We start from the raw sequence: 11,442 nt of genomic DNA on the forward strand, positions 1-11,442 counted from the left end.
CGAGGCAAGGCTCAAGCGCGACGCCGTTTCGGAACCCACCGCGCCGCCGCCCCGTTGGCGCGGCATATCCCTTCCGCAACAGACAGGATCAGCCATGCAGCGCTTCACCGGAAAAACCGCCATCGTCACCGGATCGAGTTCTGGCATCGGCGAAGGCTGTGCCCGCCGCTTCGCCGCCGAAGGGGCCAATGTCGTGCTGGTGGCTCGCGACCGCGAGAAGCTGGACAAGGTGGCGGCCGATCTCGACCCTGACCGCACTCTGGTGTGCGAGGCGGACGTTTCGCAGCGCGAAGAGGTGGACCGGATGGTGGAGGCCGTGGCGGACCGCTTCGGCGCGATCGACATCCTCCATTCCAACGCCGGCATCGCGGTGATGAAGCCGTTCGAGGACACCACTCCGGAAGAGTGGCGCAACGTGATGGCCACCGACATCGACGGCATGTTCCACTGCGCGCAGGCCGCGCTGCCGCATCTCAAGGCGAGCAAGGGCTGCATCATTCACACCGCCTCGGTCTCGGGCACGGGCGGGGACTGGAACATGACCGCCTATGACGCGGCGAAGGGCGCGGTGGTGAACTTCACCCGCGCGCTGGCACTCGATCTCGGCAAGCACGGCGTGCGGGTGAATGCCGTCGCCCCCTCGCTCACCGAAAGCGAGCTGACCGCCGGAATGCTGGACGACGAGGAGCTGCTGGCGAAGTTCCACGAACGCTTCGCCCTCGGCCGCCATGCCACGCCGGAGGACATCGCCGGGCCGGTGGCCTTCCTCGCTTCCGAGGATGCGCGCTTCGTCACCGGCGCGATCCTGCCGGTGGATGGCGGCATGTCCGCTTCCAACGGCCAGCCGCCGCAATAGCGAGAGGGTTGGACAGCGCGGCCGCGCGGGCCTATCCGGGGGGCAGGCCGGAAAACCGGCAAATCTGCAGGAGGGAAGTGGAAGGTCGATGAGCGAAACCCCCGCCAGCGAGGCGACCCCGCGCCCCGGTATCTATGTGCGTGGCACCGAAACGGTGGACGCGATTCTCAAGGCCGCGCTGCGCGTGCTGATCGACGAAGGCGCCGCCGCCTTCACCGTGCGCCGTATCGCCACCGAGTGCGACATGCGCGTGGGCAATGTCAGCTATCATTTCCCGCGCAAGGAAATGCTCGTCCACGTGATGCTCGACGATCTGATGGAGAGCTACGACAACAAGCTCGAGGTGCAGGTGCGCCAGCCGCATCTTTCGCCGGAGGAGCGGCTGCGCATCGTCATCCAGATGTGCCTCAACGACATCTGCACCAAGCGCACCACGCGCCTGTTCACCGAACTGTGGGCGCTCGCCAATCACAATGATTTCATCGCCGACCGGGTGAAGAGCTTCTACGCCGGGGTCCATCAGGTGATCGGCGAATGCGTGGCGCAGGTCAATCCGCGCCTCAGCCCGGCCGAGGTGAACACGCTGTCCCTGTTCATCAGTGCCAGCATGGAAGGCACCACGCCCTTCACCGGCTACGAGAAGCCCTGGGCGGCCGAAATGCCCGCGCTGACGGCGATTGCGGCGAAATATTTCGTCGACCTTGCAAAGACCGTCAAACCGGGTGAGATTGCCCAGCTGACCGAAGAGAAGAAGAACGCGACCTTGCCAGCGGGAGGATGATCTGAAGGGCGGGCACGCCGTGAGCGTGCGCGGCTCTTTGGGGGGTTCGACTTGGGTCTTGCTGAACAGCGCGGCGCCCTCGCCGCGGCACCGATCATGCTGGCGTCGCTCGGCTGCCTGCAGCCGGGTATCGATCCGGTATTCCTTACGCTGCTGTCCGCCGCCGACGCGGTAAGGCCGGCGGATCACGGCTGGATCGTGGGCGCCACGCAAAGCGGCATGGCGATCGGCTCCGTCGTGGTGTGGCGCTTCGCCCGGCTGGCGCCGCTGGCCTACCCGCTCGCCGCCTTCTGCGCCTTCCTTGCCGCGCTGGCGACGGTGCAGGCGCAGAGCCTGGAGGCGCTGCTGGCGATCCGTGCCACCTATGGCCTGGCGATGGGCATCACCTATGCCCGGGCGATGAGCGTGGCCGCCATCAGCCGGCCGAACGGGGCCTATGGCGCCGTGTTCCTGCTGCAGCTGCTGCTCTCCACCCTGACGGCGCTGGCGCTCACCGAACTGCTGCGGCAGGCCGGGGCGCGACCGGCGCTGGCGGCGCTGTGCTTCGTGCCGCTGCTTTCCATCCTGCTCAGCATGCCGCGTTTCGCCCGCTCGCTGCCGCCGCGCCTGAGCGCAGCGCCGCCGGCCCCGGCCCGCGAGCCGATGCAGGAGGCCGATGCCGCCGGCTGGGCCTTCGCCATTGCCACGCTGCTGTTCATCAGCGCCACCATGATGGTGTGGAGCTTCACCGGCGCGCTGGCGATCGAGGCGGGGATCGGCGAAGGCACAGTGGGCCTGGCGGTCGCGCTCGGCTCGATCGTGGGCGCCGTCACTGCCGCCGCCGTGATGCGCGAGCGGACGCTGATTCCCCCGCTGGCGACCGGCGTGCTGGCCGGACTGTCCCTGCTCACCCCCATCGCGGCGGCGGGCAGCGGCGATGCCACCGCCTTCGTCATCGCGATCGTGCTGCTGAACATCGGGTCGACCGCCATCATCATCCGCTGTTCCGGCCTCGCCTCCGCGCGCAGCCTGACGCCGCGCTTCCGCACCTTCGTGACCTGCACGCACAGCCTGGGCATGATCATCGGCCCGGTGATCGGCTCGCTCGCCAGCATGGCCGGCGGCCGTGGCGGGCTGCTGCTCGCCGCCATTCTGACGATCGCGGCAGGGTGCGGCGCACTGCTCCTTTCCACCCTTTATCGCAGCGGAAAACCGGCATTCCCCGCTTTATTCCGCAACGCACAAAAAGGACGCTTGACCAATGTTTGACGATCGTCCAGCTTTTGTAAGTCGCAGCTAGCCGAATCAATGTTCGCGAGCTGGGCAGAACAGGGGGACCAGCCGAATATGACCGTTCCTGACGACAGGGCCGAGCGTAGCGTTTCCGGAAATAACGCGGACATGGAGCAGGCCGCGCGGCCGCCCTCCCTCCCCCGGCATGGCGCAGCACTGGCGAAGCGACTGCTGCCTCGCCGTACCGCCACACGGCTGCTGCTGCTGAGCATCTGTTCCGCCTCCGTGGCGGCGGCGCAATCGGGCGGCGCGGATCAGGCCGGCTGGGATGTGGCCAACTGGACCGAAAGCGACCCCGGCATCCCGGTAACGGACCGGCTGACCCGGCAGAAGTGCGGCACCTGCCACGCGCCTGACGAAAAGGGCAATCTCAGCCGCATTTCCTGGATCCGCAGCACGCCCGAAGGCTGGTCGCAGGCGATCAAGCGCATGGTGCGGCTGAACGGCCTTTCCATCACCCCGGACGAAGCGCGCTCCGTGGTCAAATATCTGTCGGATTCGCACGGGCTGGCGCCGGAAGAGGCGCTGCCCGTGATGTATATCCCCGAACGGCGGGTGATCGACGAAACCATCATTCCGAACAAGACGCTGCAGCATGGCTGCGCGGCCTGCCACGCCTTCGGCCAGCCGATGTCTTCCCGCCGCAGCCGCACCGAATGGGCGCTGCTGCAGAACCTTCACGTGGCCATGTATCCGCAGGCAGAGGCGCAATATAACCGCCCGGCGGAAGACCAGCCGGCCGGCGTAAGCCCGGATGCCAAGCCGAAGGACAAGGTGACGCGGCGCGAAGTGGCGCTGGACTGGCTGTCGGAAAACGCCGGCCTCATCTCACCCGAATGGGCCGCCTGGCGCCCCCGCGCGGGCACGCCGCAGCTGGCCGGCAAATGGCTGGTTTCCGCGTCGCTGCCCGGCAAGGGTCGCTATGTGGGCGAACTGGTCGTCACGCCGGGCAAGGCCGACGGCGATTTCAAGACCGCCTATACGCTGCATTCGCTCACCGATGGCTCCACGCTCACGCGCAACGGCTCCAGCATCGTCTATACCGGCTATAGCTGGCGGGGCACCAGCACCAGCCCAGGCGCTGCTTCCGGCCAGCCGGACGATCCGGGCAGCGCGCTGCGCGAAACCCTGTGGTTCTCCCCCGACCAGACGAGTGCCAAGGGCCGCTGGTATTGGGGCGAATATCACGAATTCGGCTATGACGTGGCGCTCACCCGCGCATCGGGCGCGCCGGTAATCGCCGCAGTGGGCCGCGCCGAAAGCAAGACCGGCGCCCGCAATGTGGAAGTCCACATCTATGGCGCGGACCTGCCGAGCAAGCTCACGCCGAAGGACATCAGCCTCGGCTCGGGCGTGACGGTGAGCAAGGTGGTCTCCGCCGGCCCCGCCGAAGCGGTGGTGACCATCGACGTGGCCGCAGATGCGCCGATCGGCCTGCATGACGTGGCAATCCGCGGCGCCGTGCTGCAGCAGGCGCTGCCGGTCTATGACAAGGTGGATTACCTCAAGGTGACGCCGGAAACCTCGCTGGCGCATCTTGGCGGGATCAAATTCGCCAAGGGATACCAGCCGTTCGAGGCGATCGGCTTCGCGCAAGGGCCGGACGGCAAGCCGAACACGGCGGATGATTTCGCCATCGGGCCGGTGCCGGTGACCTGGTCCATGGCTGAATTCCCGACCGTAACCTACGACAATGACGTGAATTTCGTCGGCAAGCTGGGGGCGGATGGGCTGTTCACCCCGGCGGTGGAAGGCCCGAACCCCGAACGCCGCTTCTCCCGCAACAATTACGGCGAAGTGTGGGTGGTGGCGACCGCGAAGAACGAGAAGGATCCCACCGGCAAGCCGCTCACCGCGCGCTCCTACCTCGTGGTGACGGTGCCGACCTACAAGCGCTGGGATCAGCCGGAGGTGTCGCAATGAACGAAATGACGGGAACCACGCTTCTTCCGCCCCGGCGCGCCGTGCCGGCCGGGACCCTCTACACCCGCGGGGAATTGCACGAGTTCAAGGCGGCCGATCAGGACTTCGTCTATCTGGTGACGGCAGGGGCGGTGTTTGCCCTGGATGCCGCGGCCAAGGCGGTGCTCGATCGCCTTGCCACGCAGCCCATGGCCTATGGCGATCTGGTGGCGGCGCTGGGCGCGGCCGGCCATGCGCCTGCCGATGCGGAAGAGCTGATCCGCGAGCTGCGGCTGGTGCGCGCGCTGGTGGCCGAAGGCGATGCGCCGGCCCCGGCACCTGCCGCCCCGCCAGCCGATTTCCCGCTGCAGGCGCTGGTGCTGAACATCACCAACCAGTGCAATCTCGCCTGCACCTATTGCTACGAATTCGGGGCCGACAAGATCGCCACCCCCCAGGGCAAGCCCAAGTTCATGACGCTGCAGACGGCGTGCAACTCGGTGGACTTCCTGCTCAAGCAGGCCGGCGCGCGGCAGGCGGTGCATATCACCTTCTTCGGCGGCGAGACGCTGATGAACTTCAAGCTGCTGCGCGAAGTGGTGGCCTATGCCCGCCGCCAGGGTGCGGCGCAGGGCTGCACCGTGGGCTTCAGCCTCACCACCAATGCCACGCTGCTGACGGACGAAATCATCGCCTTCCTGTCGGAAAACGAAATCGGCGTGACGGTGAGCATGGACGGCCCCCCCGACCTGCAGGATCTGCGGCGCGTGGATAAGAAGGGCCGCGGCACCTATGCGGTGATCGAACCGCGCCTGCGCAAGCTGATCGCCAACCATCGCACCCGCGCCATTACCGCTCGCGTCACGCTGACGCAGGGCGTCACGGATGTGGTGCGCATCTATCGCCACCTGAAGGACGATCTGGGCTTTCACGAAGTCGGCTTCGCGCCCGTCACCAACTCCGGGTCGCAGGACTATGCGATCGAGGACACCGAGATGGAAGCGGTGCTGGAGCAGTTCCACGAACTGGCGGACGAATGGCTGGAATGCGCGCTGCGGGGGGAGATGCACGGTTTCTCCAACGTCAGCGAGACGATCGGCGAATTGCTGCAGGGGGCGAACAAATCCCATCCTTGCGGCGCGGGGATTGGCCTGCTGGGCGTGAGCCCTTCGGGCGATTTGTCCCCCTGCCACCGCTTCACCGATGCCGACACCCACAGCCTGGGGCATATCTCCACCGGCATCGACACAGAGAAGCGCGACGATTTCCTGAGCCGGGGCCATGTGGGCGCGAAATATGAATGCCAGAGCTGCTGGGCCCGCCCACTGTGCGCCGGCGGCTGCCACCACGAAGCCTTCGTGCGCTATGGCGATACCGGCCATGCCAACCTGCATTATTGCGACTGGATCCGCCAATGGACGGATACCTGCCTGCGCATCTACGGCGCCGTGAGTGCGCTGAACCCCGGATTTCTCGAACGTTTTGCCGAGCGGAAGGGCATGTCATGAAGCATCTAAAGCCCATCAACAGGAAGGCGGCGCGCATCGACGAGATGGTGTCGCTGGAACAGGAAGACGTCGTGGCGCTGCAGGGCGGCCCCGCCCCGCATGTCCCCATGGGGTGCACCCTCTCCTTCTCGCCCGGTTGGGAAGTGGATGCGGGCGGCGGCACGGCGGGCCTGTGCCAGCCGGTGGAGCGCGACATCTACGATTGCTATGTCACCTGCTTCTGGCCGGTGCAGGTGCCCGATCACCTGAATTACTCGCCCGACTGGGCCAGCAATTGCGCCGTGGCGACCAAGGACTGGCGCAATCTGGACCTCGTGTTCCCCTGAGCCCGATCCCGCCCCAGCCATGGCCCATCCCGCTCTCCGGAGACCTTGCAGCATGAAGACGCGCTTCCTCGGCCTCTGCGCCATTCTCCCGCTTGCCGCGCTCGCGGCCCCGGCAAGCGCCGCCACCATCGTGCTGGGCGGCTATCCCGACGAATTGCAGCTGGTCGACGATGCCACCGGGGCGGTGACGCAGAAGGTGAAGCTGGACACCGGCCTGCCGGTGAATCTGCACATGTCCAACGATCGCAGCCGGATCTATGTGACCACCAACACCAGCAGCGGCATCGAGGTGTTCGACACGGCCAGCCGCAAGATCATCAACAAGTTCAGCCTCAACACGCCCAGCGTCCGCTATCGCTTCAACGGCGGCGTGCCCGATCCCACGGGTCGCTATTTCTACGTGCTGGGCATGCGCATGGACAAGGAGATCGACCGCTGGCGGGTGAGCAAGCCGCAATATATGGTGGTGGACCTCCAGCAGAAGAAAATCGTCCGCGCGGTGGATGTGGCGCCGGAGGACGAACGCGCCAGCCGCTATGCCCAGCTGGTCCTCTCCGAAGACGGCAAGAGCCTCTACATCTTCCGGGATGAAGTGGTGGTCGTGGACACGGCCGAGCTGAAGGCGGTGAAGCGCTTCGACCTCGCCAAGCCGGAGTTTCCCGGCATGCTGGACGTCAGCTTCGGCGGGGCGCTGGAATCGCTGCGCAAGCCGGACGAATATGTCTCGCTGTTCATTTCCGAAGATCCCTACATCCACAACAAGGTGTTCGGCATCGCCCGCTTCGATCTCACCTCGCGCGAATTCACCTTCGCGCCGGTCGGCCCCGCACCGGAGAACATGGCCGGGCTGGAAGTCACGCCCGACGGCAAGGATGGCTACACCGTGGCGGTGATCGGTGACCTCGGCAGCCAGCGCTGCGAATTCTGGCACTTCGATCTCACCACCAACATGGCCGTGGACAAGAGCGAGTTTCCCTGCCGCCGCCGGTTCTATTTCGGCATGTCGCCCGATGGGGCGAAGCTCTACATCTATGGCGCGGGCTTCGACATCGCGGTGTATGACGCGAAGACGCTGCAGCCGGTGCAGGATTGGGAGCTGACCAACGATGCCACCATGGCGGGCATGCTGTTCCTCCCCTGATCGTGGCGGGATTTTCCTCCGGCACCCGCGCATGAGCGGATCGGGCGGATGATGCGGGTCTGCGTAAAGGGCCGCGGGGTGGCCGCGAGCGCCAGCATCCATCTCCTCACCCGCGCAGGGCTTGCGCCGTCCTGCGATCCGGGGCCGGGCGCCGCTGCCCGCCCTGCGTCCCCCGCCGTGTTGCTGAGCGACCCGGCCGTAGCCCTGCTGCGCGACGTGTTCGGGCGGAGCGATCTCTTCGCCGACCGGCCGCGCATCCGCCGCCGGATCGTCTCCTGGGGCGGCAGCGAACCCGCCGCCCTGCCGCATGAGGCGCGCGTCCTCGCCGGCGGCGAACTGGACGCGGCGCTCCGCCCCTTTGCCGATGCCCCGGCGCATGAGGGCGCAGCCGATTTCACCATCCACGCTGCCCCGCCCTTTCCCGAGGACGAGCTGCGCCTGTTCGGCGAACGGACCGCCAATGCCGCCCCCATGCACTTGCTGCATGCGGAGGATGCCGAGGCGTGCTGGATCGAAAGCGTGGCGGAAGGCTGGCTGTTCATGCTGCCGGGCGAGAACGGCCGCGGCTGGCTGCTGGGCGTGGGCGCGCCGCTGGATGCGCTGCTGGCGCAGAGCCGCCACCTCGCCCCGCGTCTCGAGCCGCTCGGCGCCCCCACCGCCAGCTTCGCCATCAGCCCGCGCATGCGCAGCCGGCTGCGGGGGGATGACTGGCTCGCCTGCGGCACCTCGGCCATCGCCTTCGATCCGATCTGCGGGGACGGCACCGCCCAGGCCGCGCGCGAGGCAATCCTCAGCGCCGCCGTGCTTGCCGGCATCGAACGGGGGGAGGACCGCGAGGCCTTGCTGACGCATTACGAATCCATGCTGCTGGCCGCCATGCGCCGGCATTTGCAGCTGTGCCTGCAATTCTACGAAACCGGCGGAACCGGTCGCTGGTGGCGGACGCAGGCGGAGGCGCTGCGCGAAGGCTTCGCCTGGTGCACCGCACGGCTGGGCGCCATGCCCGAACCGCGCTTCCTGTTGCGCGGCTTCACCCTCGCCCCGCGCGAGCCCGCCCTGTGAGAGCCGTGCCGCCCCCGGCCACCCTGCCCCAGCCCGGCGGCCCGCAGCAGGCGCCCGCGCCGCTCCCCATCGCCGACTGGCGCAGCTATGGCCGCCTGCGCCCGTTCCTGCGCCCCTATCTGCCGCAGCTGGCGCTCGTGCTGCTCGTCAGCCTGCTCGCCACCGCCCTCGGCCTCGCCCAGCCCTATCTCTCCAAGCTGCTGATCGACCACGCTTTGCTGCAGCGGGATATGCAGGCGCTGGCCCACATCGCCCTCGTCATGGTGCTCGTCACCGTCGGTGGCTTTGCGCTCAACATGCTGGCGAGCTATCGCTACATCGCCGCCTCCGCCGCCATGCTGTTCGATATCCGCGTGGCCCTGCTGCGCCATCTGCAGACGCTTTCGCCCCGCTTCTACGGCGGGTTCCGGCTGGGCGATTTGATGTCGCGCATCAACAGCGACGTCAGCGACGTGCAGCGGGCAACGGCGGACACGCTGCTTTCGGTGCTCAGCAATGTGCTGCTGTTCACGGGCTCGGTGGCGATGCTGCTGTGGCTGGACTGGACGATGTTCCTGGTCGGCGCCGTGTTGGTGCCCGCCTGCGTGCTGATCTTCCTCCATTACCAGCGCAAGCTGATGGTGATGACGCGCGACATGCGCGAACGCGGGGCGGATCTGGGCAGCCTGCTGGTCGATACGGTGATGGGCATGCGCGTAGTCGCCTCACTCCGCGCCGGGGAGCACGAGGCCGATCGCTTTGCCCAGCGCAACAACGCTTTCGTGCAGGCGATGTTGCGGATGCAGCTGACCTCCTTCCTGGCCGGCGCGCTGCCGGGCACGCTGCTGACCGCATCGAGCTCCGCGGTGATGCTCTATGGCGGGTGGAAGATCATCGAGGGGGAAATGACGATCGGCACGCTGGTGGCTTTCATGAGCTATCACATGCGCCTGTTCGCGCCGCTGCAGGTGCTGATGAACCTTAGCTCCGGCCTCGCCTCCGCCCGAGTGTCGCTGGCGCGGATCTTCGAGCTGTTCGACACGCGCGCCGAAGTGGAGGAGCGCCGGGACGCGCCCGCCCATGCCGCGCTGGCGGGCGATATCCGCTTCGAAGCCGTGTCCATCAGCCATGGCGGGCGCCGCGTGCTGGACGATGTCGATCTGCATGTGCCCGAAGGCTGCTTCTGCGCGGTATTGGGGCCGAGCGGGATCGGCAAATCCACCATGGCCGATTTGATGGTGCGCTATCTCGATCCCGATAGCGGCCGAGTGACGCTGGGCGGGCATAACCTGCGCGACCTGCGGCTGGCCGACCTGCGGCGCGACGTGATCCTGGTCGATCAATCGCCCTATCTGTTCAACGACACGATCGGCGCCAACATCCGCTTCGCCCTCCCCGCGGCCAGCGAGGAGGAGGTGCGTGCCGCCGCCAGCCGCGCGGGGCTGGACCCGCTGATGGCACGCCTTCCCGAAGGGCTGGATACGCGCTGCGGCGAACGCGGCCTCGCCCTGTCGGCGGGGGAACGGCAGCGGATCGCCCTCGCCCGCGCGCTGCTGCGCAAGCCCCGCGTCCTGATCCTCGACGAACCCAGTTCCGCGCTTGACGAGGAGACCGAGCGGCTGGTGGCGGGTGGACTGCGTGAGGCGCTGCCGCTGGCGACGATCATCGTGATCACCCACAAGCCCGCACTGGCGGCCAGGGCAGACCTTGTCGTCACGCTCGATCACGGCGGTGCGCGGACGCAGCCTGCGCGAGTGGCCGCGCTTGCCTGAACTGCTTTCCGCGCCCCTCTGTCTGCCCTTCCCCGGTCGCACGGGCGCGGGTGTGCGGATCGCGGTGATCGACAGCGGCGTGCATCCGGCGCACGACCATATCGCCGCCGCGCAGCTGGTCGAAGGTGCGCTCATCCATCGTGACGGCACCGTGGAACGCGGGGTTGAGACCACGCTGGACCGACTCGGCCACGGCACCGCGGTGATGGCCGCCATTCAGGAGAAGGCGCCGGGGGCGGTCTGCATCCCCGTGCGCGTCTTCCAGGATTCGCTGAAGGCGAGCGCGGCCGCACTGATCGCGGCGATCCGCTGGTCCGCCGAGCAGCGGGCCGACATCATCAACCTGAGCCTCGGCTCGCCCAATCCCGCGCATGAGCAGCCGTTCGCGCGCGTGGCGGAGGAAGCGGCGGCCGTGGGCTGCATCCTGATCGCGGCGCGCGAGGCACACGGCAGCGCCTGCTATCCCGGCGCGCTGCCCGGGGTGATCGGCGTGGAGCCGGATTGGGAGTGCGACCGGGATCGCTATCGCGCGCGGTCGGGACCGGATGGGGAGCTCATCTTCCTTGCCTCAGGCCACCCGCGCCCGATCCCCGGCGTGCCCCAGCGCCGCAATCTCTACGGCATCAGCTTCGCCACGGCGCAAATGGCGGGCTTCGCCGCGCTCGCCTGCGAAGATATGCGGCTAACGGGCGCAAGCGCCCGAGGCTATCCCGGGCTCCGCGGGCGGCTCTCGGATGAGATCGGCCTGCATCTGCCAGCGTAGCGGGTAAAAGCGACTTCGATCGCAGCCGTGGTGTCAGCAGTTCGTTCGCCACGTGCGACTGCTCGAATTGGGAATCAGAG

Annotated in this window: 10 protein-coding genes; all 10 read left to right on the top strand. The window is 67.5% G+C overall.

Translation table 11 applies throughout. From position 1 onward, the window contains the following. Positions 1-94: 94 nt before the first annotated feature. The 10 genes from AEB_RS15345 to qhpE all read left to right on the top strand — a co-directional run bounded on the left by AEB_RS15345 (position 95) and on the right by qhpE (position 11,362). Positions 95-856 carry an SDR family NAD(P)-dependent oxidoreductase gene (locus tag AEB_RS15345; RefSeq protein ID WP_119083913.1) on the top strand — a complete coding sequence of 254 codons (762 nt, stop codon included), beginning with the start codon at positions 95-97 and terminating at the stop codon, positions 854-856. Between the two features lie 88 nt (positions 857-944). Next, positions 945-1,637 (top strand): TetR/AcrR family transcriptional regulator, encoded by a 693-nt coding sequence (locus tag AEB_RS15350; RefSeq protein ID WP_119083914.1) that lies wholly within the window; start codon positions 945-947, stop codon positions 1,635-1,637. A 51-nt stretch (positions 1,638-1,688) separates the two neighbouring features. Continuing rightward, entirely contained in the window at positions 1,689-2,885 is a 1,197-nt protein-coding gene (locus AEB_RS15355; protein ID WP_231958769.1) for an MFS transporter, read from the top strand. A gap of 78 nt (positions 2,886-2,963) precedes the next feature. After that, complete coding sequence (gene peaA, locus AEB_RS15360) at positions 2,964-4,832, top strand: quinohemoprotein amine dehydrogenase subunit alpha (RefSeq protein WP_231958770.1); 1,869 nt, start codon at positions 2,964-2,966, stop codon at positions 4,830-4,832. Beyond that, complete coding sequence (gene peaB / locus AEB_RS15365; RefSeq protein ID WP_231958771.1) at positions 4,829-6,319, top strand: quinohemoprotein amine dehydrogenase maturation protein; 1,491 nt, start codon at positions 4,829-4,831, stop codon at positions 6,317-6,319. Before peaA ends, peaB begins: the two co-directional genes overlap by 4 nt. Next, a complete protein-coding gene (gene qhpC, locus AEB_RS15370) occupies positions 6,316-6,645 on the top strand; it encodes a quinohemoprotein amine dehydrogenase subunit gamma (RefSeq protein ID WP_119083916.1) in 330 nt (109 codons plus the stop codon). Before peaB ends, qhpC begins: the two co-directional genes overlap by 4 nt. 52 nt (positions 6,646-6,697) lie before the next feature. Next, positions 6,698-7,786 carry a hypothetical protein gene (locus AEB_RS15375; RefSeq protein WP_119083917.1) on the top strand — a complete coding sequence of 363 codons (1,089 nt, stop codon included), beginning with the start codon at positions 6,698-6,700 and terminating at the stop codon, positions 7,784-7,786. A gap of 48 nt (positions 7,787-7,834) precedes the next feature. Then, a complete protein-coding gene (locus tag AEB_RS15380; protein WP_231958772.1) occupies positions 7,835-8,848 on the top strand; it encodes a hypothetical protein in 1,014 nt (337 codons plus the stop codon). Between the two features lie 5 nt (positions 8,849-8,853). Beyond that, positions 8,854-10,599, top strand: coding sequence for an ABC transporter ATP-binding protein (locus AEB_RS15385; RefSeq protein WP_231958997.1), 1,746 nt, complete (start codon positions 8,854-8,856; stop codon positions 10,597-10,599). Then, positions 10,592-11,362, top strand: a complete 771-nt coding sequence (gene qhpE / locus AEB_RS15390) for a subtilisin-like serine protease QhpE (protein ID WP_231958773.1) — start codon at positions 10,592-10,594, stop codon at positions 11,360-11,362. Before AEB_RS15385 ends, qhpE begins: the two co-directional genes overlap by 8 nt. The last annotated feature ends 80 nt before the right edge of the window (positions 11,363-11,442 follow it).

Source organism: Altererythrobacter sp. B11, from assembly GCF_003569745.1.
In the GTDB taxonomy this organism is placed as follows: domain Bacteria; phylum Pseudomonadota; class Alphaproteobacteria; order Sphingomonadales; family Sphingomonadaceae; genus Croceibacterium_C.

Excerpts from the sequence above, each read along its gene's own strand:
- AEB_RS15345 (WP_119083913.1), top strand. The coding sequence starts at position 95 with ATGCAGCGCTTCACCGGAAAAACCGCCATCGTCACCGGATCGAGTTCT.
- AEB_RS15350 (WP_119083914.1), top strand. The coding sequence starts at position 945 with ATGAGCGAAACCCCCGCCAGCGAGGCGACCCCGCGCCCCGGTATCTAT.
- peaA (WP_231958770.1), top strand. The coding sequence starts at position 2,964 with ATGACCGTTCCTGACGACAGGGCCGAGCGTAGCGTTTCCGGAAATAAC.
- peaB (WP_231958771.1), top strand. The coding sequence starts at position 4,829 with ATGAACGAAATGACGGGAACCACGCTTCTTCCGCCCCGGCGCGCCGTG.
- qhpC (WP_119083916.1), top strand. The coding sequence starts at position 6,316 with ATGAAGCATCTAAAGCCCATCAACAGGAAGGCGGCGCGCATCGACGAG.
- AEB_RS15375 (WP_119083917.1), top strand. The coding sequence starts at position 6,698 with ATGAAGACGCGCTTCCTCGGCCTCTGCGCCATTCTCCCGCTTGCCGCG.
- AEB_RS15380 (WP_231958772.1), top strand. The coding sequence starts at position 7,835 with ATGATGCGGGTCTGCGTAAAGGGCCGCGGGGTGGCCGCGAGCGCCAGC.